Origin of the sequence: Ottowia massiliensis (genome assembly GCF_900240305.1) — a bacterium.
GTDB classification, from domain to species: domain Bacteria; phylum Pseudomonadota; class Gammaproteobacteria; order Burkholderiales; family Burkholderiaceae_C; genus Ottowia; species Ottowia massiliensis.
Window position 1 is genome coordinate 1,163,804 of record NZ_LT964854.1, and the last position, 23,041, is coordinate 1,186,844.

Annotated in this window: 22 protein-coding genes and 1 other RNA gene; 13 read left to right on the forward strand and 10 right to left on the reverse strand. The window is 63.3% G+C overall.

Annotated features, from left to right (window positions below):
• Nucleotides 1-84 precede the first annotated feature (84 nt).
• From C1720_RS05300 to C1720_RS05310, 3 genes are all read right to left on the reverse strand, one after another.
• Nucleotides 85-510, reverse strand: a complete 426-nt coding sequence (locus tag C1720_RS05300) for a GNAT family N-acetyltransferase (RefSeq protein WP_233199813.1) — start codon at nucleotides 508-510, stop codon at nucleotides 85-87.
• A gap of 288 nt (nucleotides 511-798) precedes the next feature.
• The gene (locus C1720_RS05305; protein ID WP_146006872.1) at nucleotides 799-1,716 is read right to left on the reverse strand and encodes an amino acid ABC transporter substrate-binding protein; all 918 of its coding nucleotides are present in this window, start codon (nucleotides 1,714-1,716) and stop codon (nucleotides 799-801) included.
• A gap of 151 nt (nucleotides 1,717-1,867) precedes the next feature.
• The gene (locus tag C1720_RS05310; protein ID WP_102283476.1) at nucleotides 1,868-2,785 is read right to left on the reverse strand and encodes an amino acid ABC transporter substrate-binding protein; all 918 of its coding nucleotides are present in this window, start codon (nucleotides 2,783-2,785) and stop codon (nucleotides 1,868-1,870) included.
• 146 nt (nucleotides 2,786-2,931) lie between these two features.
• Here C1720_RS05310 and mnmG point away from each other — a divergent pair, with 146 nt between their 5' ends.
• From mnmG to C1720_RS05340, 6 genes are all read left to right on the forward strand, one after another.
• Complete coding sequence (gene mnmG / locus C1720_RS05315; protein WP_050715245.1) at nucleotides 2,932-4,848, forward strand: tRNA uridine-5-carboxymethylaminomethyl(34) synthesis enzyme MnmG; 1,917 nt, start codon at nucleotides 2,932-2,934, stop codon at nucleotides 4,846-4,848.
• A complete protein-coding gene (gene rsmG / locus C1720_RS05320) occupies nucleotides 4,845-5,483 on the forward strand; it encodes a 16S rRNA (guanine(527)-N(7))-methyltransferase RsmG (RefSeq protein ID WP_102283477.1) in 639 nt (212 codons plus the stop codon). Before mnmG ends, rsmG begins: the two co-directional genes overlap by 4 nt.
• Nucleotides 5,484-5,577: 94 nt before the next feature.
• On the forward strand, nucleotides 5,578-6,363 hold the full coding sequence (locus C1720_RS05325; RefSeq protein ID WP_102284520.1) for a ParA family protein: 786 nt from the start codon (nucleotides 5,578-5,580) through the stop codon (nucleotides 6,361-6,363).
• A gap of 105 nt (nucleotides 6,364-6,468) precedes the next feature.
• Nucleotides 6,469-6,792 carry a hypothetical protein gene (locus tag C1720_RS12830; protein ID WP_146006873.1) on the forward strand — a complete coding sequence of 108 codons (324 nt, stop codon included), beginning with the start codon at nucleotides 6,469-6,471 and terminating at the stop codon, nucleotides 6,790-6,792.
• 16 nt (nucleotides 6,793-6,808) lie between these two features.
• Nucleotides 6,809-7,141: a type II toxin-antitoxin system RelE/ParE family toxin gene (locus C1720_RS05335; RefSeq protein ID WP_158241640.1), complete on the forward strand. Its 333-nt coding sequence runs from the start codon at nucleotides 6,809-6,811 to the stop codon at nucleotides 7,139-7,141.
• Between the two features lie 47 nt (nucleotides 7,142-7,188).
• Entirely contained in the window at nucleotides 7,189-8,142 is a 954-nt protein-coding gene (locus C1720_RS05340) for a ParB/RepB/Spo0J family partition protein (RefSeq protein ID WP_102283480.1), read from the forward strand.
• Between the two features lie 230 nt (nucleotides 8,143-8,372).
• Here the strand turns inward: C1720_RS05340 and cysK are convergent, their stop codons facing one another.
• Together cysK and C1720_RS05350 are read right to left on the reverse strand one after the other, a co-directional pair.
• The gene (gene cysK, locus C1720_RS05345) at nucleotides 8,373-9,305 is read right to left on the reverse strand and encodes a cysteine synthase A (RefSeq protein WP_102283481.1); all 933 of its coding nucleotides are present in this window, start codon (nucleotides 9,303-9,305) and stop codon (nucleotides 8,373-8,375) included.
• Nucleotides 9,306-9,749: 444 nt separating this feature from the next.
• Entirely contained in the window at nucleotides 9,750-12,050 is a 2,301-nt protein-coding gene (locus C1720_RS05350) for a heavy metal translocating P-type ATPase (protein ID WP_233199815.1), read from the reverse strand.
• A gap of 243 nt (nucleotides 12,051-12,293) precedes the next feature.
• On the opposite strand from C1720_RS05350, the gene cadR reads away from it, so the two are divergent.
• Nucleotides 12,294-12,737, forward strand: a complete 444-nt coding sequence (gene cadR / locus C1720_RS05355; RefSeq protein ID WP_050715238.1) for a Cd(II)/Pb(II)-responsive transcriptional regulator — start codon at nucleotides 12,294-12,296, stop codon at nucleotides 12,735-12,737.
• Nucleotides 12,738-12,780: 43 nt separating this feature from the next.
• On the opposite strand, the gene rnpB is transcribed toward cadR, so the two are convergent.
• An RNA gene (rnpB, locus tag C1720_RS05360) (RNase P RNA component class A) lies at nucleotides 12,781-13,100 on the reverse strand.
• 178 nt (nucleotides 13,101-13,278) lie between these two features.
• Entirely contained in the window at nucleotides 13,279-14,712 is a 1,434-nt protein-coding gene (locus C1720_RS05365; protein ID WP_102283482.1) for a sensor histidine kinase, read from the reverse strand.
• Nucleotides 14,713-15,310: 598 nt separating this feature from the next.
• Here C1720_RS05365 and C1720_RS05370 point away from each other — a divergent pair.
• The 6 genes from C1720_RS05370 (at nucleotide 15,311) to C1720_RS05395 (ending at nucleotide 20,427) form a co-directional block, all read left to right on the forward strand.
• Nucleotides 15,311-15,874 carry a cytochrome b gene (locus C1720_RS05370; RefSeq protein WP_199170958.1) on the forward strand — a complete coding sequence of 188 codons (564 nt, stop codon included), beginning with the start codon at nucleotides 15,311-15,313 and terminating at the stop codon, nucleotides 15,872-15,874.
• A 29-nt stretch (nucleotides 15,875-15,903) separates the two neighbouring features.
• The gene (locus tag C1720_RS05375) at nucleotides 15,904-16,467 is read left to right on the forward strand and encodes a YceI family protein (protein ID WP_050715236.1); all 564 of its coding nucleotides are present in this window, start codon (nucleotides 15,904-15,906) and stop codon (nucleotides 16,465-16,467) included.
• 83 nt (nucleotides 16,468-16,550) lie between these two features.
• Nucleotides 16,551-17,123: a YceI family protein gene (locus C1720_RS05380; protein ID WP_102283483.1), complete on the forward strand. Its 573-nt coding sequence runs from the start codon at nucleotides 16,551-16,553 to the stop codon at nucleotides 17,121-17,123.
• A 295-nt stretch (nucleotides 17,124-17,418) separates the two neighbouring features.
• Nucleotides 17,419-18,711: a phospholipase A gene (locus C1720_RS05385; protein ID WP_102283484.1), complete on the forward strand. Its 1,293-nt coding sequence runs from the start codon at nucleotides 17,419-17,421 to the stop codon at nucleotides 18,709-18,711.
• A gap of 688 nt (nucleotides 18,712-19,399) precedes the next feature.
• The gene (locus tag C1720_RS05390) at nucleotides 19,400-20,029 is read left to right on the forward strand and encodes a Spy/CpxP family protein refolding chaperone (protein ID WP_102283485.1); all 630 of its coding nucleotides are present in this window, start codon (nucleotides 19,400-19,402) and stop codon (nucleotides 20,027-20,029) included.
• Nucleotides 20,030-20,205: 176 nt separating this feature from the next.
• The gene (locus tag C1720_RS05395) at nucleotides 20,206-20,427 is read left to right on the forward strand and encodes a DUF2788 domain-containing protein (RefSeq protein WP_050715231.1); all 222 of its coding nucleotides are present in this window, start codon (nucleotides 20,206-20,208) and stop codon (nucleotides 20,425-20,427) included.
• 646 nt (nucleotides 20,428-21,073) lie between these two features.
• Here C1720_RS05395 and minE read toward each other — a convergent pair.
• From minE to minC, 3 genes are read right to left on the reverse strand one after another with little or no spacing between them, the layout of a single operon-like run.
• Nucleotides 21,074-21,358, reverse strand: coding sequence for a cell division topological specificity factor MinE (minE, locus tag C1720_RS05400; protein ID WP_050715230.1), 285 nt, complete (start codon nucleotides 21,356-21,358; stop codon nucleotides 21,074-21,076).
• A 3-nt stretch (nucleotides 21,359-21,361) separates the two neighbouring features.
• Entirely contained in the window at nucleotides 21,362-22,177 is an 816-nt protein-coding gene (gene minD / locus C1720_RS05405) for a septum site-determining protein MinD (RefSeq protein ID WP_050715229.1), read from the reverse strand.
• Nucleotides 22,178-22,232: 55 nt separating this feature from the next.
• The gene (minC, locus tag C1720_RS05410; RefSeq protein WP_050715228.1) at nucleotides 22,233-22,985 is read right to left on the reverse strand and encodes a septum site-determining protein MinC; all 753 of its coding nucleotides are present in this window, start codon (nucleotides 22,983-22,985) and stop codon (nucleotides 22,233-22,235) included.
• Nucleotides 22,986-23,041: the final 56 nt, after the last annotated feature.

Consider the following 23,041-nt stretch of genomic DNA (forward strand, 5'->3'; position numbering starts at 1 on the left):
CTGAAAATACGTGAATACTGCTTGCCAATAGGATATTGGCGGTTTATTCGCGATATACCCGGGTCAAAATGAACGGATTAACGATCACGCCTTGACCCAAGCGCTCATATGCTGTGAAAAACCGATGTGCGGATAGTAATTAGCGGCGTCCGGCGCGGCCAGCAAAATGATTTTGCACGCGGGATGCAGCGCCGATTTCACCTTGTCAATCAAGGCGATGCCGACACCTTGTTTCTGGTGCGATTCACGCACGGCCAGATCAGACAGATAGCAGCAGTAGGCGAAATCCGTCACGCAGCGGGCCACGCCGATCAGCGAGGCTGCATCCCAGGCCGTCACCACCAGATTGGCATGCGCAAGCATGGCGGCGATGCGAGCGGAATCATCCAGAGGCCGCCGCGCGCCCAGGCTGGTATTTTTCAGCAATTCCACGAATTGGCTGCCGCTGATGGGTTCATTGATTTTGAAAGTAATCATGCCGTGCTCAGTGAATATATCCAGGCCACGCATGGCAGCCTTTGCCGCAATTTGGGAAATGGATTTTGAAACACACTAAAAAAATCCGGCGGATTTTCCGCCAGACTGGCGTTTTGCCTTGAGATGAAGCGAAAGACGCCGACGCACAGCAGGCCGGCTTGCGGCGGCCTTGAGGAACCGCTGGAACACGCAGGGAGCAGGCAGAGTTATTCAGCTCCTTTATTCATAGCGCGATGTCCTAGTGGAAACTGCGCGAAGCGGCATTTTTGGCCCTTGAATTCGCTCCTGTTTTTGATGCCTGTAGGCGGGCTGAGCAGGCTCCTACATCACCGTCCAGTCGGTCACGTAAGCCGTGGGGCGGCGCAGGTTGTCTTGCAGCAGGGCGCCCATTTTCAGGTTCAGGTTGTAGCCCAGGCCGGGCAGGGGAGAGAGAAACCAGCGCTTGTAGATGGCGTCCATTTCTCCGTCGCGGTAGAGCTGCTGCATGATTTGCAGCACCACCCGTTCCAGCTCCGGATCGCTCTTGCTGAACATGGGGGCCAGCGGTTCAATGGAGTAACGCTGCGCCGGAACGGAAAATTTGCCGCCGGATTGCGCGGCGATGGTGAGCAAAGTGACATCGTCGTCGAGCAGGGCGTCGATCTCGCCTTGCTCCAGCGCGGTTGTGGCTTCGCGCATGGATTTGAAGGTTTTGAGCGTCCAGCCGCCGCTGCGGTTTTTGTGGATGTCGATGATTTGGTTGCCGGTGGCTCCTTCGAGCACGCCCAGATTCTTGCCCCTGAGGCCGCTCAGGCCCGTGATGCCGCTGCCTTCACGAACCATCAGCGCCGAGCCGGCATAGAAATAGGCCAGGCCAAAAGCCACTTGTTCGCGCCGCGCCTTGTTGTTGGTGGTGCCGGCGCATTCCATGTCGATTTCGCCATTGACGACGGCGGGAATGCGCGTGGATTCAAGCACGGGCACAGCCTGCACTTGCAGCTTGGGCAGTTTCAGATGGGCGGCAATGCCTGCGGCAATGCGCTGGCAAATGTCAGGCGCGTAGCCTGTTGCAGCGCCGGGGCTGGTTTCCCATGAAAAGGGCACGCCATTCGGGCGGTAGCCCATCTTGAACACGCCGGTGGTCTGGATGCGGTTCAGCACCGGCCCCGCATGCGCAGGCGACGCCAGGGCCGCGCAGGCAGCCAAGCCCGCCAGCAGGCGCAGGGCCAGGCGGGAGAAAGAAGCAGAAGCGATTGTCATGATTTGCAAGGGTTTTCACCGAGGGAATGCAATTATGGATTGCATTCTGCTTGCGCGGGTGAAAGCGCTTGCAGCAAAGTTCGTTTCAGTATTTCCTGTGCAGATACACAGAGAGGCTGTCTGCTGATTCTCCTTGGGGGAGAAGGCGGGCTTACATCACCGTCCAGTCCGCCACGTAGCTCGTGGGGCGGCGCAGGTTGTCTTGCAGCAAGGCGCCCATTTTCAGGTTCAGGTTGTAGCCCAGACCAGGCAGGGGGGAGAGAAACCAGCGCTTGTAGATGGCGTCCATTTCTCCATCGCGATAAAGCTGCTGCATGGCTTGCAGCACCACTTTTTCCAGCTCCGGATCAGACTTGCTGAACATGGGCGCCAGCGGTTCGATGGAGTAGCGCTGCGCCAGCACGGAAAGCTTGCCGCCGGATTGCGCCGCTGCGGTGAGCAGGGTGACGTCGTCGTACATCAGTGCGTCAATCTCGCCGCGCCCCAGCGCCGCCGTGGCCTCGTTCATGGATTTGAAGGTTTTGAGCGTCCAGCCGCCATTGTCGTTTTTGAGTTCAGCAATCTGGCTGCTGGTGGAGCCTTCAAGCGTGCCCAGCTTTTTGCCTCTGCAATTGCCAAGGCCCGTGATGTCGCTGCCTTCACGAACCATCAGCGCCGAGCCGGCATAGAAATAAGGCAAGCCGAAAGCCACTTGTTCGCGCCGCGCCTTGCTGTTGGTGGTGCCAGCGCATTCAATGTCGATTTCCCCATTGATGACGGCTGAAATGCGGGTGGATTCAAGCACGGGCACAGCCTGCACTTGCAGCTTGGGCAGTTTCAGATGGCTGGCGATGCTGGCGGCGATGCGCTGGCAAATATCAGGCGCATATCCGGTCGCTGCGCTTGGCCCTGTTTCCCACGAGAAAGGCGCGCCGTCGGCCCGGTATCCCATTTTCAATACGCCCGTGGACTGAATGCGATCCAGCACGGAACCGGCCTGCGCCACGGACGGCGCGGCGCAGACAAACAAAGTGGCCGCGCAGGCAGCCAGCAGGCAGCGCGCGAAAGAAAGAGTCGTTGCGTGTTTCATGCGGCATGAGCGGGTTGAAGTAAAAACATTTTAAATGACGAATTGTTTCAGATATATTCATGAAAGTGTGGCGCAAATGCCCCAATCGGCTCTGCTTCATATAATTTCAGCCTAGGCCCGCATTCATTGCCGGGCTTTTTTTGTTTATGAAATCAAGCACTGTTTTTCCCCGCCGATTTGACGTGATTGTGGTGGGCGGCGGCCACGCTGGCGCTGAAGCGGCCCTGGCGGCGGCCCGCATGGGCTGCGCCACGCTGCTGCTGACGCACAGCATTGAAACCCTGGGGCAAATGAGCTGCAACCCCAGCATTGGCGGCATTGGCAAGGGCCATCTGGTGCGGGAGGTGGATGCGCTGGGCGGCGCGATGGCGCTGGCGGCGGATGAAGCGGGCATTCAGTTCCGCACGCTCAACGGCAGCAAAGGGCCTGCCGTGCGCGCCACGCGCGCGCAAGCCGATCGCGTGCTGTACCGCGCGGCCATGCGCGGGCGGCTGGAAAACCAGCCCAATCTCTGGCTGTTCCAGCAGGCAGTGGATGATGTGCAAGTGCAAGGCGGGCGCGCCGTGGGCGTGGTCACGCAAATGGGCCTGGCCTTCGAGGCGCGGGCCGTGGTGCTGACGGCGGGCACGTTTTTGAATGGACGCATCCACATTGGGCTGGACAACTACGCGGGCGGCCGCGCGGGCGATGCGCCTTCCATTTCGCTGGCGGCGCGGCTGAGGGAACTCCAGCTGCCGCAAGGGCGCCTGAAAACAGGCACGCCGCCGCGCCTGGATGGGCGCACGATTGATTTTTCCGCCTGCACGGAGCAGCCTGGCGACGCAGACCCCGTGCCTGTTTTCAGCTTCATGGGCCACGCCAGCATGCACCCCCGGCAAGTGCCATGCTGGATAACCAATACCAACGAGCGCACGCACGACATCATTCGCAGCGGCTTTGACCGCAGCCCCATGTTCACGGGGCAGATCGAGGGCGTGGGGCCGCGCTACTGCCCCAGCGTGGAAGACAAGATCAACCGTTTCGCGGGCAAAGACAGCCACCAGATTTTTCTGGAGCCGGAGGGCTTGAGCACGAACGAGTTTTACCCCAATGGCATTTCCACCAGCCTGCCTTTCGATATCCAATACGCGCTGGTGCGCAGCATTCGCGGGCTGGAAAATGCGCACATTCTGCGGCCCGGCTACGCCATCGAATATGACTATTTCGATCCGCGCGCGCTGAAAAGCAGCTTTGAAACCAGGCAAATCGAAGGCCTGTTCTTTGCCGGCCAGATCAACGGCACCACAGGCTACGAGGAGGCGGCGGCGCAAGGGCTGTTTGCAGGTCTGAACGCCGCCTTGCAAGTCAAGGGCGAGCCGCCGTGGCTGCCGCGCCGCGACGAAGCCTATCTGGGCGTGCTGGTGGACGACCTGATCACCAAGGGCGTGACCGAGCCATACCGCATGTTCACCAGCCGTGCCGAATACCGCCTGCAATTGCGCGAAGACAACGCCGACATGCGGCTGACGGAAACGGGCCGCCGTCTGGGCCTGGTGGATGACGCGCGTTGGGATGCGTTCTGCCGCAAGCGCGATGCTGTTTCACGTGAAACACAGCGACTGAAATCCACTTGGGTGAATCCGCGCACGCTGCCTGCCAGCGAGGCGGAGCGCGTGCTGGGCAAGGCCATTGAGCACGAACATCATCTTTTTGATCTGCTGCGCCGCCCGGGCGTGAGCCATGCCGCGCTGATGACGCTGCCGAACGCAGCCGCCGGGCGTGACGATGCCAACCTGACGCCAGCCGCCATCGAGCAAGTGGAAATCGCCGCCAAATACGCAGGCTACATCGACCGCCAGAAAGATGAAGTAGCCCGCGCGGCGCATTTTGAAAATCTGCGCCTGCCGCCGCAACTGGATTACATGCAGGTGACAGCGCTGTCGATCGAGGCGCGCCAAAAGCTCAATGCGCACAAGCCAGAAACGCTGGGACAGGCCAGCCGCATTTCCGGCATCACGCCCGCCAGCATTTCGCTGCTGCTGATTCATCTGAAAAAAAGCGGTTTCAAAGGGCTGGTTCCATGAAAGCGGCCCTGCTGCAAGGCGCACAAGCGCTGGGGCTGGCGCTGGATGATGGGCAGATCGAATCTTTACTGGCCTATCTAGCTCTGCTGGCCAAATGGAACCGCGTTTACAACCTCACGACGGTTCGCAGCGCGCCAGACATGCTCACGCACCACCTGCTGGACAGTCTGGCCGTGCTGCACCCCTTGCAGGCGCAAACGCAGGGCAGGGCGCTGAAGCTGCTGGACGCAGGCTCTGGCGGCGGCCTGCCGGGCGTGTCGCTGGCCATTTGCCGCCCTGAACTGGACGTGACATGCGTGGATGCCGTGGCCAAAAAAGCCGCATTCATTCAGCAGGCAGCGGCCACTTTGAAACTGCCCAATCTGCGCGGCCTGCATGCGCGCGTGGAAAGTTTGAACGGCCCGTTTGACCTCATCACATCGCGCGCCTTCGCTTCCCTGGCTGATTTCACGGCCTGGACCGCGAAGGCGCTGGCTCCGCATGGCGTCTGGATGGCCATGAAAGGCAAGCTGCCCGATGAAGAAATCGCCGCCTTGCCGCCTGATGTGGAAGTGTTTCACGTGGAACATCTGACCGTTCCGAGGCTGAATGCCGAGCGCTGCATCATCTGGTTGCGCAAAAGGGCAGGGCAGTAGGGCTGCTGCTTTTCGGATGAGCATGGGTTTGCCTGAAAATAGGCGGCCCAAAAAGCACCGCCAGCGTCTTCATTCTTCACGCGCCGTTTTCATCATGTCCCGCATCTTCTGTATCGCCAACCAAAAAGGCGGCGTTGGCAAAACCACCACGACCGTCAATCTCGCCGCAGGGCTGGCCCGCATCGGGCAGCGCGTGCTGCTGGTGGATATGGACCCGCAAGGCAATGCCACGATGGGATCGGGCGTGGACAAGCACAGCCTGCCGCATAGCGTGTATGACGTGCTCATCGGCAGCGTCACCGTGGCCGAAGCGGTGCGCCGCCCGGCCGATCTGGCCGAGGCGGGCTGCGGCTATGCCGTGCTGGGCGCCAATCGCGAGCTGGCGGGCGCTGAGGTGGAGCTGGTTCAGCTTGAACAGCGTGAAAAGCGCCTGAAAAACGCCCTGGCGGCGGTGCGCGAGGATTACGACTTCATCCTCATCGACTGCCCGCCTGCCTTGAGTTTGCTCACGCTCAACGGCCTGTGCGCGGCCCAGGGCGTGATCGTGCCCATGCAGTGCGAATATTTCGCGCTGGAGGGGCTGGCTGATCTCACCAACACCATCAAGCTCGTGCACGCCAATCTCAATCGCGATTTGCGCCTGATTGGCTTGCTGCGGGTCATGTTCGATCCGCGCATCACCTTGCAGCAGCAAGTGAGCGACCAGCTCAAGCGCCACTATGGCGACCGGGTGTTTGACACCGTCATTCCCCGCAATGTGCGCCTGGCCGAAGCGCCCAGCTACGGTCTGCCGGGCGTCGTTTTCGATTCCCACGCCAAAGGCAGCCAGGCCTTCATCGCCTTCGCCCATGAGATGGTTCAGCGCGGCCTTCAGGCCTGAGCATCCAAACCGCCGCAAGTCCCCGTGAAATCAGCGCAGGCAGCTATTATTTTTGTAGTTATTTCATGAGCGCCATGCCTGAATCCCGGTGAATAGACTCACGCCATGCCCAAAACCGCCCCCAACGCCAGCGCCACGGCTTGCACACTGAAGCTGCCCGCCGCGCTGCATCAGCAAATTGAAGCGGCCGCACAGGCCGCAGGCCAGGAAACCGCCGAGTGGATGCTGGCCGCCCTGCAAGCGGCTGCCGAGCAGCACCAGCTTGGCCACCAATTCATGCACGATGCGCAAGCCGCGCAACGCCACCTGAGCGAAAGCGGCCAAGGCTACCCTTGGGAAGAAGTGCGCGCGTACTTCGCCCGGCTGGCGCAGCACCGCGCCGGCCATGCCAGCCTGCCGCCCGCGCCCGTGGCCCGCCCCATTGACTGAACCTGCGCCGCAAGCCATGCCTCTTTCTGCCGCCCTCACAGCCGCCGTCAGGCTCATCCTCGCGCCCCACGCCTTGCAAGACCTCATGCGCATCGAGCAAACCCTGTGGTGCGAGCGCGGCCCGCAAGCCGCCCCCGTCTTCACCTTTTTGCTGGATGGCCTTCAATCGCTGTCTGCCCAGCCTGGCGTGGGCCGCCCGGTGGGCGACGGCCTGCGCGAGCTGGCCATCCGGCGGGGCCGTGACCACTACCTGGCCCGCTACCACTACGACGCCCCCCGCCAGCGCGTACTCGTGCTGTGCTTGCGCGGCAAGGCCGAACTCATTTGCCACTGCGGCGAAGCCCATTGACCCTTGCCGCTGGTTCAACACCCGATTCAAGCTTTTTCCAACTCATCATGGCAACCAAAAAAACCAAAGGACTGGGCCGTGGCCTGGACGCCCTGCTCATTCCCGAACCCGCCGCCGCCGATCCCGCTGGCGTGCCCATGCTCTTGCCGCTGGAAGAAATCAGCCCCGGCCAGTACCAGCCGCGCACCCGCATGGACGAAGGCGCGCTGTACGAACTGGCCGAAAGCATCCGCGCGCAAGGCATCATGCAGCCCATCCTTGTGCGCCAGCTGGCGCAGCCCAGGGCCGTGATGCTGCCAGCGGCAGACGGCGCAAGCGAAGAAACCGCAACAGCGCACTACGAAATCATCGCGGGCGAGCGGCGCTACCGCGCAGCCCGTCTGGCCGGGCTGACGCAAGTGCCCGTGCTCGTGCGCGAAGTGGCCGACGAAGCCGCCGCCGCCATGGCCCTCATTGAAAACATCCAGCGCGAAAACCTCAACCCGCTGGAAGAAGCGCAAGGCATCAAGCGCCTGGTGGACGAATTTGGCCTCACGCACGAGCAAGCCGCGCAAGCCGTGGGCAAAAGCCGCAGCGCCGCCAGCAACCTGCTGCGCCTGCTCAACCTGGCCGAGCCAGTGCAAACCATGCTCATGGCCGGCGACATCGACATGGGCCACGCGCGCGCCCTGCTGGCCTTGTCTGGCGCGGCGCAAATCACGGCCGCCAACCAGGTGGTGGCCCGCAAGATGAACGTGCGCGAGGCCGAGCGCCTCGTGCGCCAGCTCTCGCAGCCCCAGCCAGCCAGCGCCGCTCAAGAGGCCGCTCAGGCCGCCCCCGAAAAATCCGGCGACGTGCGCCGCGTGGAAGAAGAACTCTCCGACCTGCTGCTGGCGCAGGTGCAGGTGCGCGTGAAAAAAACCCGCCGCCAGGGCGCGCCCATCTCTGGCGAACTGGCCGTGCAGTTCGCTTCACTGGACGAACTCAATGGCCTGATCGAGCGGCTGCGGCAAAGCGCCTGAGCGTCCATGAGAACAGGTTCTGATGCGGGCGGGAAATGGGTGCCCAGGAAAATTTGCTCCTTTATCAATAGCATAAGGTCCTAGTGAAAAGAGCGCAAAACCGATTTTTGACCCCTTTGAATTTGCTCTTGCTTTTGATACCCTTCAGCGCCTGCACGGCATGAAAAAACGGCTCCGCCGCGAGGCTGGAGCCGTTTGCTTTTGGCGTTTGCGCCTGGATGGGCGGCGCTTCAGGCGGCGGGCAGGTAGCCGTCCACCGAGAGGTAGCGCTCGCCCGTGTCGTAATTGAAGCCCAGCACGCGGCTGCCAGCGGGCAGTTCGGGCAGCTTTTGCGCAATGGCGGCCAGCGTGGCGCCGGTGCTGATGCCCACCAGAATGCCTTCTTCGCGCGCGCAGCGGCGGCCGTATTCCAGCGCGGTCTCGTTGGGCACAGCAATCACGCCGTCCAGCGCCGCCGTGTCCAGGTTGCGGGGGATGAAGCCCGCGCCTATGCCTTGCAGCGGGTGCGGGCCGGGCGCCTTGCCGCTGATGACGGCGGAAGCGGCCGGCTCCACGGCAAACACTTTTAACTGCGGCCACTGGGCCTTGAGCACGTGCGCCGCCGCCGAAATGTGGCCGCCGGTGCCCACGCCGGTGATCACGGCATCCAGCCCCTCGGGAAAGTCTTGCAGGATTTCCTGCGCCGTGGTGCGCTCGTGCGCGGCGGTGTTGGTCAGGTTGTCAAACTGTTGCGGAATCCAGGCGCTGGCGCCGGAGGCGGTGATTTGCGCGGCCAGCTCTTCGGCGCGGGCGATGGCGCCTTTCATGCCTTTTTCCCGGGGCGTGAGATCGAATGTGGCGCCATAGGCCAGCATCAGGCGGCGGCGCTCCACGCTCATGCTCTCGGGCATGACCAGAATGATTTTGTAGCCCTTGACGGCGGCCACCATCGCCAGCCCCACGCCGGTGTTGCCGCTGGTGGGTTCGATGATGGTGCCGCCGGGCTTGAGGGCGCCGCTTTTCTCGGCTTCTTCCACCATGGCCAGCGCAATGCGGTCTTTGATGGAGCCGCCGGGGTTGGCGCGCTCCAGCTTGAGCCACACCTGCGCGGGCGGGGCGAAAAGGCGGTTGATGCGCACGTGCGGCGTGCGGCCTATGGTTTGCAGGATGTTGTCGGCTTTCATGGTGCGGGCGCTCCTTGCGCGGGTGGTGAAAGCGCGCATTCTGAACGGGCGCTGATGCCGCCGCGTGATATGGGTATGCCTGCGCTGGATAAGAGCTGGCCCCGGGCGCGGCTGGCCCCAGACTGGAATAGCTGGCAGCACGGACGCGCGGCGCGCCAAGAGCCTGTTCAGAGCCGGGCCGCGAGGGATGCCCGGGCGGGCCGTTGCAAGGCGCAGACGGGCCTTCGCCACTTGCCGCTTCTTTTGCCGCCTTGCTTCACCTTTTCTCCCCCTTTTCCCGCCCGGCAAAGTCCGGCCCCGCGCCCCAGGCGGCTGAACCGGGCAGCCGCATCCGCCTGATGCTATCAAAAAAAGGAGCAAATTCAAGAGGTAAAAATGGGCGTCAGCGCAATTTCCACTAGGACATCACGCTATTGATTCAAGAGCGAAAACGGCTTGCCTGCGTCAGTCTTCACGCCAGCGCAGCAGGCGCAGCCCCAGGGTGACGACGAGCAGGCTGGCGCCGACATCGGCAAACACGGCCATCCACATGCTGGCGTGGCCCGTGACGGCCAGGGCCAAAAAGGCCAGCTTGATGCCCAGCGCCACGGCGATGTTGGCCCACAGCACGCGGTGGGTGTGGCGCGAAAGGCGGATGAGCGTGGCCACGCGGTTCAGGCCGCCGCTCATCAGCGCCACGTCGGCCGCTTCCAGCGCCACATCCGCGCCGGCGCCGCCGACGGCGATGCCAATGTCGGCGGCGGCCAGCGCGGGGGCGTCGTTGATGCCGTCGCCCACCATCGCCACGCGGCCTTGCGCTTGCAGGGCGCGCAGCTGCGCCAGCTTGCCGTCGGGCAGCAGTTCGGCGTGCGCCTGACTGATGCCTGCGGCTTGCGCCACGGCGCCGACGGCTTGCGCGTGGTCGCCAGAGAGCATGACGGTTTGCACGCCCAGCTGGTGCAGCGCCTGCACGGCGGCGGCGGCTTCGGGCTTGATGGCGTCGGCCACGGCATACAGCGCCAGCGGGGTGAGGGTTTCGCCGCTTTCGCTTCCGATTCCGCTGCCTTCGCCTTCAGCGCGCGCCAGCAGGCTGACGCTGCGGCCCGCCGCCTGGTGCGCTTGCAGCGCGGCCTGCCATTCAGGGGCGGATTCGGGGGCGGATTCAGAAGCGCGGGCCAGGCCCGCCGCGCGCGGGCTGATCAGGCACAGGCGCTGGCCTTGCACGGTGGCGCGCACGCCCAGGCCGGGCACGTCTTGCGCGTCGGGCAAGTCCACGCTGGCGGCAAAGCCTTGCGCGGCCAGGCCGCTGGCGATGGCGCGGGCCACGGGGTGGTCGCTGTGCGCGGCCAATGCGTGCGCCCGGGCGTGCAAGGCGGCTTCATCCGCTTCGTCTGACAGCGGCTGGAGCGCGGCCAGCGCGGGCTGGCCCAGGGTGAGCGTGCCGGTTTTGTCAAAAGCCACGGTGCGCAGCTGGCACGCCTGCTCAAGATACACGCCGCCCTTGATGAGCACGCCCAGCTGCGCGGCCCGCGCCAGCGCGCTGACCACGGTGGCGGGCGTGGCAATCACCAGCGCGCAAGGGCAGGCAATGACCAGCAGCACCAGCGCCTTGTAAATGGACTCGTGCCAGGGCCAGCCCGCCGCCAGCGGCCCCAGCAGCGCCACGGCCAGCGCCAGCGCGAACACCGCCGGCGTGTAAATGGCGGCAAAGCGGTCGATGAAGGCCTGCATGGGCGCGCGCTCGCTTTGCGCCTGCTCCACGGCGTGGATGATGCGGGCCAGCTGCGTGTCTTGCGCCGCCGCTGTCACGCGCACCAGCAGCGTGCCGCTCAAATTCAGCGTGCCGGCGTACACCGTGTCGCCCACGCACTTGTCCACCGGCAGGCTTTCGCCCGTGACGGGGGCCTGATTGACGGCGCTTTGGCCCTGAATCACCGTGCCGTCCAGCGCCAGGCGCGCGCCCGGCTTGGCGCGGATCACGCTGCCGGGGGGCACTTGCGCGGCAGGCAGCTTGCGCCAGGTTTCGCCGCCTTGGCCGCCTTCCACGCGCACTTCCGCCTGCGCGGGGGCCATGTCCAGCAGGCGGGCGATGGCGCCGCGCGCGCGATCCACGGCGCGCGCTTCCAGATGCTCGGCCAGGGCGTAAAGCGCCATCACCATCGCCGCCTCGGGCCACTGGCCAATGGCGAAAGCGCCCGTGACGGCCACGGCCATCAGCGCGCTGATGGAAAGCCGCGCGCGCCTGAGCGCCGCCAGCCCCTTGGCATATGTGCAAAGGCCCGCCAGCAGCACCGCCAGCGCCGCCAGCGCCATGCCCGCTGCGGCCCAGGCTTCAGGCGCGAAGGCGTGCCACAGCTCCGCGCCCAGCGCCAGCGCCAGCGCCGCCAGCGTGCGCCCCAGCGCAGGCGGCAGCAGCAGCGCCTGCCAGGCCGCTTGCAGGCGGGCGTGCAAGTCCGAGTGTGCGTGCGAATGTGAATGCGCGTGGCCGTGCCCGCAACAGCCGCCGCAGTGCCCGGCCGCTTGCGGGGCATTCGAGGCATCTGGCGGCTGCGGCGCAAAGCCCGCGTTGCGCAGCGCCGCTTCCACGTGCGCCAGCGCCTCTTGTTCGGCGTGCACCGTCAGCGTGCGCGCGCCCAGCCGGAACGCCAGCCGCCGCACGCCCGCCACACGGGCCAGCGCATGGCGGATTTCGCTTTCTTCAGCGGCGCAATCCATGTTGGGAATGCGCCAGGTCACTTCGGTCAGGACGGAGCTTGCGGAGTTCATGCCGCCGATTGAAAACCCTGGAGCCGCTCCAGGGTCAAGCGCCCGGGCCGCTGCCTATGATGCGGCCGCCCCTCAGAATCTGTCCAGAGTCTGGCCGTGAGGGGCAAAAGCGCAAAACCGGGATGGGCTGCAAGGCATTTGCAATGCCGCGCAAACCGCCTTCGGGCCGCGCCCGATTCCACAATTTCCGTCACACCTTCCGCATCACGGACAGACTTTGAACAGGTTCCCAAGAGTTTGGCCATGAAGATCAGCGAGCTTGCCCGCGCCACCGCCACGCCGGTGGACACCATCCGCTACTACGAGCGCCAGGGCCTGCTGCCCGCGCCTGCCCGCAGCGGCAACAACTGGCGCCACTACGGCAGCGCCCACGCCGAGCGGCTGGCCTTCATACGCCAGGGGCGGGGCCTGGGCATGTCGCTGCAAGAAATCAAAACCCTGCTGCGCTGCCTGGACGCGCCTTGCGGCGACTGCGGCGAAGTCAACCGCATGGTGGACGAGCACATCCGCCACATCAGCCAGCGCATCCGCGAGCTGCGCCAGCTGGAGCGCCAGCTCAAGGCGCTGCGCGCGCGCTGCCCCGCCGCGCAAGAGGCGGCCCGCTGCGGCATCTTGCGCGGCATGGCCGAGCAGGCCGCGCAAGACGGCCCGCCGCCCGCGCCCGTGCAAGGCGTGCATGGGCAGTAAGCAGGTTCAGTGAACGCGCCAGCGCGCGATGAAATGAAGAAAAGCGTGAAGTCCGCCGATAAGCCGGATTCTGTGCGGCATGGCGCGCCATGCCGTGACCGCCATCAATCTGGGCCGGGGGTCGCCCGCCCGGCTCGATGCCACCTACCCGCACACTCAGCGGGCCGCCTCACTGTGTGCCTATTTGGTGTTGCTGCGCGCAGAGATTGCCCGTTTCACCCGCACTCAAGCGGCTCGTCTCTGTTGCTCTGATCCTCGCCTCGCGGCGGGGAGCCGTTAGCTCCTGCGCTGCCCTGTGCAGTCCGGACGTTCCTCCAGCGCGGCCTTGCGGCCTGTTGCGCCAGCGGCGGTCTGGCGGGCTTCACGGGCGGCGATTATCGCCGCCCAAGCCCGGGCCTGGGCGGCAAAGGGCAGCGCGCTGGCAATGCAAGAAAACGCTCGAACGAAGGGTATGTTTCGCTCCTTGATTCATAGCAATATGTCCTAGTGCATATTGCGCGAAGCGGTGTTTCTTGCCCTTTTTTTTGCTCCTGTTTTTTTATCAAATCAGGCCTTCTAGCGTCAGCTCCACGCGCAAGCCCTTGAGCGCCTCGCTTTTGCCCAGCTTCAGCTCTCCGCCGTAGGCTTGGGCGATTTGGCTGGCGATGGACAGGCCCAGGCCCGTGCCTTCCACGCTTTCATCAAAGCGCAGGCCGCGCTGGCCGGCCGCTTCGAGCTGGGCGGCACTCATGCCGGGGCCGTCGTCTTCTATGGACAGGCGCAGGGCGCTGCCAGTTCGGCGCACTTGCAGGCGCACTTGGGAGGCAGCCCATTTGCCCGCGTTGTCCAGCAAGTTGCCTGTGGCTTCTTCCAGGTCGGTGCGGTCGCCTCTCCAGCGCCAGGCGGCAGCGGGCGGCGGCGCGTCCATGTGCCAGTCCAGCTCTTGCGCGGCGTGCAGTCTGCGCATGGCTTGCACGATGGGCGTCAGGCACTCAAGCACGGCTGTGCTGGCGTGGGTGGCGCTGGCGTGGGCGGCGTCGCTCATGGTGCGGCTTTGGTAGCGGTCTATCAGCCGCGTCATGGCGGTGATGTGCTGCAAGGCTTCGGTCGAGTCCACCTGGCTTTGGCGGCTGGCGCTGGCCGCCAGCAGGGCCAGGGGTTTTTTCAGGGCGTGGTTCAGGTCGGCCGCGTGGGCGCGGGCGCGGCTGACGACGCGTTCGTTGTGCGCCAGCAGGGCGCCAAGTTCGCGCTGCAGGGGGGCCAGGTCGGAGCCGGCGGGCACGTCCTGAATGCGGGGCATTTGCGGATGGCGCGGGCCGTGGGGCTGGCGTTCGGCCGCTACGGCACGGGTGAGCCGCCGCAGCGGCGCCAGGCCCACGCGCACTTGCGCCAGCAGCATGACGGTGAGAAAAACAATGAGGCTGATGACGCTGACCAGCAGGATGCGGTCTATGCGCTCCAGGTTGTCTTGCAGGGTGCTGGCGGGGGCGAAGACGGTCAGGGTCGCTGGCTCGTTCAGGCCGCTGAGGGTGATGCTGCGGCTTTGCGCCAGCAGCGGCTCGGCGCGCGGGCCGCGTGCCTGCATCAGCCCCAGCGCAGTGGGGCCTGCGGCTTTGCCAAGCAGCTGCGCCTCGGCATCCCATAGCGAACGCGAATGGCCCAGCGTGCTGGCGTCGGATGTGCGCCTGACCTGCCAGTACCAGCCGGAATAGATGGTGCTGAATTCGTCTCCTGCGCCTGATTCGGTGACTTCGTCTTTCACGCCGGGCACGTGCAGCAGGCGCGCGGCTACGCGCTCCTGGCGCTCTTGCAGCGCCTGCGCAAAGCTTTGGTAGAGCGCTCCGTGCATTTGCGTGCGCAGCCAGATGCTGCCGCCCACCAGCGCCAGCGCGGCTGGCGCCAGCGCCAGCACGGCAATGCGGCGCGCCAGTGTCCAGCGCCGCACGGAAGGCGCAGGCGGCGGGGCTGTTTCAGAAAGATCTTCAGGCGCGGACATGGGTGCGGATTATTCAAAACCTGTTCATGGCTCGAAGGCGCAGACGGGTCATTGCCTTGGCGCTGCGCTTTCAGCTCTGCCCAGTTCACACATTCGCATCAAAAAGAAGAGCAAATTAAAGCAACCTAAAACGGCATTGTTCGCTTATTTCATGAGAACTTCATGCTATTGATAAAGGAGCTGAATATTTTGTCTCATTCAGCTCTGTTCCTCCGTTTGCTGGCAAGGCTGTGAACAAGACAGGAATAAATGTCACCTTGTCCACAGGGCGATGTGCGGCAGCGTTTCTTATCCCCGCTATGCCGCAAAGCGGGCGGCTGTTCTCCATACCTTCACCAATCATGCAATCCATTGAAAAACAAAGAAAAAGAGATGTTCTCCACAGAGAGGTGGCAGGCTTACTACGACGACTAATTCAAAAAATCGAAAAACATCCAGAGACAAGGAACATCTTTTTCCGGACCGTGCCTGGGCCAGACGCGGGCGTTTTCCGGCTGAAAGAATGAAAATTTCGTGAACTTTCCGCTATCGGCAAAGACAAAGGCTGCCCCGCACAGGCCCGGGCCTTGAACAACCTTCAACGAAACAAACCACCACGATGTCTTCTGCTCATACCAAAACCCTGCCAGACCAGGCCCGTTACACCCGGACGGCCATTGCCCTGCATTGGCTATTGGCGCTGCTTCTCATCGGCCTGGCAGGCTCGGGGGTCTATATGGCAAACCTGCCGTTTTCACCAGCCAAGCTCAAGCTCATCAACTGGCATAAATGGGTGGGCATCTGTGTGCTGGCGCTTTCAGCTTTGCGCCTGCTGTGGCGGCTGACGCACCGCCCGCCCGCGCTGCCGCCTGCCGTGCTGGAGGCTATGCCTGGCTGGCAGCGCGTGGCGCACCACGGGGTTCACGCGCTGATGTATCTGCTCTTTTTCGCCGTGCCGCTCGCGGGCTGGGCTTACAGCTCGGCGGCGGGCTTTCCCATTGTGTTGTTTGGCGTGCTGCCGCTGCCTGATTGGCTGGGCGCTGACAAGGCGCTGGCGGCTGGCATCAAGCCGCTGCACGCGCTTTTGGCCATGGCCCTGATGGCGCTGGTGGCGCTGCACGTGGCAGGCGCGCTCAAGCACCAGCTGATAGACCGCGATGGCCTGTTGAGCCGCATGAAATAACGCTGAATTTGTCCGAAGGAGTCAGATATATGTTCAGAAAAACCGTGGCCGCCAGCGCGCTGGCGCTGGTCTTCGCAACTCCCGCCCTGGCCGCTCAGGCGTTGCTGCCCGCCCAAAGCGAAATGGCCTTTGTGAGCACGCAAATGGGTGTGCCGGTGCAAGGGCATTTCACCCGTTTCAGCGGTGATGTGGCGTTTGACCCGGCCCGCCCCGCCGCCGCCAGCATCACCTTGTTCATCGACATGGGCAGCGCCACACTGGGCGTGAAGGAAACCGATGCCGAGCTGGCCAAGGCTGACTGGTTTGACGTGGCAAAGTTTCCGCAGGCCACTTTCACTTCCAGCGCCGTAAAGGCGCTGGGCGGCGGCCGTTTTGAAGTGGCGGGGCAGCTCTCCATCAAAGGCAAGAGCCTGCCTGTGACAGTGCCGGTCACGCTTGTCCAGCAAGGCGCGGTGACGGTGGCCAGCGGCGAGATCACCATCAAGCGGCTGGCCTTTGGCATTGGCGGCGGCGAATGGGGCGACGCTTCTTTGGTGGCTGACGATGTGAAAGTCAGCTTCAGACTGGCGCTTTCGGGCGTGGACAAAATCTGATGGTCCTTGCTCAAAATACCCGCTCTGGCCGCCTTGGCAGCTTTCAATTGTTTTTTATCAACCCCTAGAAAAGGAGCTTTCCCATGCGCCATGCATTTACCGTCCTCGCCGCTTGCGCCGCTTTCGCAGCCGCCGCGCCAGCCCAGGCCGCCGATTACGTGATTGACGCCACGCATACCAAAGTGTTTTTTGAAATCAACCACTTCGGCGCTTCGATCAACCGCGCCCGCTTTGACAAGAAGGAGGGCACGGTGCAGTTCGATCCCGCCGCCAAGACGGGCAAGGTGAATATCAAGATTGACGCCGCCAGCATCAGCAGCGGTGTGCCGCCGTTTGACAAGCACCTCAAGAGCGCCGATTTGTTTGACGTGGAGAAATACCCGTCAATCACCTTCGCGGCCGACCAATTCACGTTTGACGGTGACAAGGTGAAGGAAGTGAAAGGCCAGCTCACGCTCAAGGGCAAGACGCACCCCGTCACGCTGGCGGCGCGGCAGTTCACCTGCTACCCGAACCAGATGGTCAAGCGCGAAGTGTGCGGCGGTGACTTCGAAACCACGATTGACCGCACCCTGTTTGATCTGGGCTACGGCCCCGAACAAATGGCGGGCAAGCAAGTGCACGTCGTTGTGTCTGTAGAGGCTGTGCGCCAGTAAGAGCCTGCTTCCAATTTGTCAGTGGGCGCGAACCGCAGGCGGGCTTTGCGATCCGGCGAGAATTTGCAAGACCCGCGAATGCCCGAGGCCGCGCCCAAGTCCGCACTTTCCGCGCCCACGGACATGAACTGAAGGCGCGAGGGACTGGGAAGGCAGGCTGATTTTGCTATTGCATTGATAGCTGCCCGCGCTTATTTCATCAGGACTTGCGGGCAATTTGGCTCCCATAAAAACGCTTTCTCATCCAGCCCGGCCGCCCCAGCGGCTCCAGCCGCCCAACCGGCTTTCACGCACCATGCCCCAATTTCCCTTGTGGCCCCTGGCCTTGCCCCTGCTGGCCGCCGCCCAGACAGGCGCGGCTGCGACGCCAGCCGCCCCTGCCACGCCCCTTGCCTCGCCATTGGCCGAAGATACGCAAGCCAAAATTCAGCAGGCCGCCGCCTGGCAAGCCTGCACCCTGCTGGCCGATGACGAACGCCTGGCCTGCTTTGACCAGTGGGCCGCCAGCCAGCAAAAGCTCATGCAAGCCATGAGTCAGCGCGTGGCGGGCGTGACCCAGACGAGCGAGGCGGATGCCGCGCTGCCCGCTGCCAGCGCCACGGCCTCCGTGTTGCGCGCCGATGTCACGCAGGCCCTGGCCAGCGCCCAGCCCGCTCCTGCAGCCCGTGACGATGCGCCTGAAGGCGTTACCGCTTCCACCGGCATCGTTGGCGTGGGGCTGGAGCAAGGCTGCCGCGACCGGCAGTTTTCTGCGCTCTCGCGCTTCTGGGAACTCGAGTCGGGCAGCGCCTGCCCCACTTTCAGCCTGCGCGGCTATGGCCCCACGGGCCTTTTGGCAGCCGTGGGCAACCGCATGAACCAGCAGCCAGCCTCGCCCAATGCGGCCAATGTGGTTCCCACTCCCACCAGCTGGCGCAAAGAGGAAACACTGTTGCTGGTGTCCGTGCGCACGAAGATTGCGGGCGGCCTTTTCACCCCGGCTCATTCGCCCCGGCGCGACTCGCTGTGGTTTGGCTATACCCAGCAGTCTTACTGGCAACTGTTCAGCCCGGAGCATTCGCGCCCTTTCCGCTCTACCGATTACGCGCCCGAAGCCATCTACATCTACCCCACCACAGCCAGCCTGCCCCTGGGCTGGCGCTGGCGTTACACCGGCGCAGGCCTGGTGCATCAGTCCAACGGCCAGTCAGACCCCCAGTCGCGCAGCTGGAACCGCGCCTATCTGATGGCTGGCTTTGAACATCCAAGAGGCTTGACCGTGCAGGCCAAGCTCTGGAGCCGCTTCAAGGAAACGGCGCTCAACGACAACAACCCCGACATCACCCGCTACCTGGGTCACAGCGAAATCGCCGCAGCCTGGCAAGTCAATTCCCGCAACCTGCTGCGCGCCACCTTCACCGGCCCCGTTGGCACAGGCCGTGGCAGCACGCGCTTGGAATGGCTGCGCGCCTTGGGCAACGGCGCAGGCAACAGCTTCAGCGGCCTGCATCTGCACCTGCGCCTGTTCCACGGCTATGGCGACAGCCTGCTGGACTACAACTACAAGCGCACGGTTTTCAGCGTAGGGCTGAGCCTGCTGGAGTTCTAGGAACCCGTCCTCAAGGTCATTCCAGAAGTCTGACCGTGCGACGAATGCAGGCAATCTTCGCGAATGCTTCAGCCGAGGCCACGCTGACCCCCGGCTCAACTTTTCGATAGCGCTTGGAAAGCCACTCAGGCCGCCGCTTCCGTGGTGCTGAAGCGCACTTCGCCCGTTAGCAGCTTGTACAAGGTGTGGAGGTGCATTTTTTTCAAGCTTTGCCCCCGCCTTGGCGCGGCTACGGGGTGATGAAGCATCTCTCTCTTGCTAGTGCGCCACCAGCTGACGACTCCAGCCGCGCTACCGGGCCGGTGTTGCTTGCCCGTATGAATTGAAAAACAGGAGCGAATTAAAGGGGTATGAAATACCATTCTGCGCTTTGTGCACTAGGACATTTAGCTATGGTTTTAAGAGCAGATTAAGTCTTTCTTTCGTACTAGTGTGAGTGACTCTTTTATCCGCAGAGTCGGCCCAGGAATGCTCGGACCGGAGTTTGGGTTTTGCTTTGGAGCGCTCAGGCACCACATTGAAGCGCTGCTCATTCCCTGCGGCATTCCGCCCGGCCGCGCGACGGGTGGCGGTCTTTACAAAACTTCAGCGCTCATGCGCACTGCCCGAAACATGCGCAACCCACACTTGCTCTCCATGCCGGACAACGGCGCCCTTCCCCTGTTGGAGCTTTTAAAAGGAAACCGCCATGTTTCATCACCGCAAACCTTTTCTGATGGCCGCTTTGATGGCCGTTGCAGCCGCTTCGGCGCAGGCGCAAATGCCCGCTTCCGGCGAAGCCTCCGCCCAGGCTGATGGCGCGGCCCGCCAGAAAACCGCCAGCCACGACGGCAAGGCTGGCCGGTGCCATGCCCGCATGGCCGAGCGCCACGCCAAGCGCATGGCCGCGCTGAAAGAGCGCCTGAAGATTTCTCCCGCACAAGAAGACGCGTGGAACCAATTCGCCAGCGCCATGCAGCCGCCCGCCCCGCCCGCCCAGCGCCCTGACCGTGCCGAGTTTGAGCGTCTTACGACGCCTGAACGGCTCGACCGCATGCAAGCCATGCAGGCCGAGGATCAGACTCGCATGGCCGCCCGCAACCAGGCCATCAAGAATTTCTACGCGCAACTCACGCCTGAACAGCAAAAAGCCTTTGACCAGCACGCCATGCATGGCCGCCCCGAGGGGCGCCCGCACGGCCGGCCGCATGGCAAATCACGCGATGAACGCGACGGCTGCCAAGGCGGCAAGGGCGGTCCAAAAGCCGGATTCAGGGGCGGCGACGCCCCTTGCGCCATGCCGCCTGATGGCCCCAATGGCCGCCCGCCGCGCGGCTGACGCTGGCGGCTCCTGCCGGCCGCTTGCTTTCATGCTTTGACTCCTCTTGCTCCTCCTGCCGCCCGGTGGCTTGCCACGGGCGGTTTTTTTATGCGCTGCTTTCATGCCCGGCGCAGGCCGGGCGTGGGGCTATGCCGTAAGCTCCGCAGCCTTTTTCATTCCTTGCCCGCCCATCCATGTTCGGTTTCAGTGAAGAGCAGATTGCCTGGTTCGGCCTCACCTTTGGCGTGGGCGCGTTCATTCTTTACATGCTGTTTGTCATTGGACAGCTGGCATGGGAATCCAAGGCGGGCAAGTTCGGCACTTTCGTGCTCTTTCTCGCGCTGGCGCTGGGCATGCTGGGCTTTATTGCCAAGGTGGTGATCCAGTGGATTCTGGAAAAGGGCGCGCCAGCTTGAGCGCCGCGCCCCCGGCGGCGCAGGCGTCTTGCAAAAAGCCTTTTCTTGAGGTTTTCAGGACCTGTTCAAGGCCTGGCCGTAGACGTAAAGAAAATTTACGGCAAACGATTGTCATGTATCCAAGTAAGTGACATGACCGATGAACAGTGTGAGATTGTGCAAAAGCACTTTCCGGTAGGTAAGCGTGCAGGCAGATCCCGGGTGCGTAGCGCCCAAGACACCCTTTTGGGTTCATTCAGCAAAGTGTTTGGTCAGCACATGTCACTGTGAGTCGGTCATACCGCTTGGGTAAATGGGGGGATTTTGCTATTCACTTGGGGTTTAAGGACAGGCTCTTATGACAGGAAGCGTTTAAGTCGCAGCACCAGAAACTGGTGAGCAAGCGGCAAGGGCGCGCAAGGACTTGACGTGGGTGTCTGCCGTGCAATCAAAGCTGTCGTAAGCAATGCCCCAGGCTTGCTCCAGCAGTTCAGCGCAGATGCAGGACGCGCCCCGCCACTGTAGCGGGGCGGCCAGTAAGCCATGCAAGGTGGCTCACGCGCAAACTGGCAGTTTGCGCGGGGGAAAAGCCCCAAGGCATTCTGTCTCTGCGCCGGAAGGCGCGGAGGTCAGGCTGGCTGATGCCTCAGTCCGGTAGCGCAGCAGATCAGTTTGCGCCCGGCCCAGCCAAATTGCCGGGGCGGGTGTCGGGCAGATCAATTTTGACTTCAAGTACATCCAGATTGCCCTGGTGGTGAATCTGGATGTCGCTGTCGTTGATTTGCACGTATTTCTTGACGACGGCGATCAGCTCGGCGCGCAGCGCAGGCAAATAGTCAGGGGCATGGGCGCTGCGCTCGCCGCGTTCGTGAGCCAGGATGATTTGCAGCCGCTCTTTCGCCACCGAGGCGGTTTTTTTCTTCTCGCCAAAGAACAGATCGAGCAGGGACATGGCTTATTTGCCTCCGAACAGGCGCTTGAAGAAGCCAGGCTTTTCCGCTTCAGTAAAGCGCAGCGGGCGCTCTTCGCCCAGAAAGCGCTCTACTACGTCTTTGTAGGCTTCGGCCACATCCGTGCCTTCCAGATAAACGGCAGGCAGGCCTTGATTGGAGGCTTGCAGGATGGCCTCGCTTTCAGGGATGACGCCGATGAGCGGAATGCGCAGAATTTCCTGGATGTCGTCCAGGCTGAGCATCTGTCCGTCGGCTACGCGATTCGGGTTGTAGCGGGTTATGAGCAGGTGCTCCTTGATGGCCTCTTTGCCGTCAATGGCGCGCTGGGTTTTGCTGCCCAGCATGCCCAGAATGCGGTCGGAGTCGCGCACGCTGGAGACTTCGGGGTTGGTGACCACGATGGCTTCATCAGCGTAGTGCATGGCCATGAGCGCGCCGGTTTCTATGCCGGCGGGCGAGTCGCAAACCACGTAGTCAAAGCCCATTTCTGCCAGTTCGTCGAGCACTTTTTTCACGCCTTCCTGCGTGAGGGCCTCCTTGTCGCGTGTCTGGCTGGCGGCCAGCACATGCAGGTTTTCGCACTGCTTGTCCTTGATAAGCGCCTGCGTGAGCGTGGCATCGCCCTGGATGACGTTGATGAAGTCGTACACCACGCGCCGCTCGCAGCCCATGATGAGATCCAAGTTGCGCAGGCCCACGTCAAAGTCGATGACAGCGGTTTTGAAACCCTTCAAGGCCAGGCCCGACGAAAACGCGGCGCTGGTGGTGGTCTTGCCCACGCCGCCCTTGCCGGAAGTCACGACAACAATCTTGCTCATCTTCAGAGGTCTTTCTTTGCGGAAAACTGTTTTTGCTGGAAAAGGTGAATTTCGTTTACATGGCGACAGCCACGAGCTTGTGTCCGGCATCGCTGCTGCTGAGATGGATTTGCGCAGGGCGACCCCGCACGCCTTGCGGCAGGCCCGCTTCGGCGGTCTGGTATACGCCCGCAATGGCCACCAGCTCCGGCTCCATGGCCATGGCAAAGATGCGCGCCTTGGCGTCGCCATGAGCGCCAGCGATGGCGCGGCCGCGCAAAGGGGCGTAGACGTGGATATGGCCGTCAGCAATGACTTCCGCGCCAGGATTGACCACAGCGTTCACGATCAGATCGCGCCCTCTGGCATACACCTGCACGCCCGCGCGCACGGGGCGATCCACCATCATGGCCGTGCTGGGAACGAAGGCCGCCTCGGCCGTTCTGGCTGGCGCAGGGCGCGGGGCGGGGCGCGCGGCTTGATGTGACACGCGCGCATCAGGCGCGCAGGCCAGCCCGGCTGCGCGGGCGGCTTCCATCATTGCGGGCGTGCCGCCGCATACGGCCACGGGAGCCATCTTGTACTGGCGCAGCAGCTTGAGCAGCTCGGCAAAATCCAGCTCCGCGCCGGGCTGGCTGGCAACCAGCGGCGAGAGGTCGATCAGCAGCGGGTCGTGGTCAAAAAAATCGGGAGTGGAACCATAGTGGCGGCGCAAATCCGCCGCCAGCGCATCCAGCCCGGCTGACTTGAGCAGCAGCCCCACCAGCGGCAAGCTGGCGCTCTTGACTTCAAAGCTGGCAGGCGCTTTGGCAGGGGAGACGGAAGGCATGGATGAAGACTGCGCAGGGGGAAAAATCGCCGCATCTTACCAGTGGGGTTATGTTT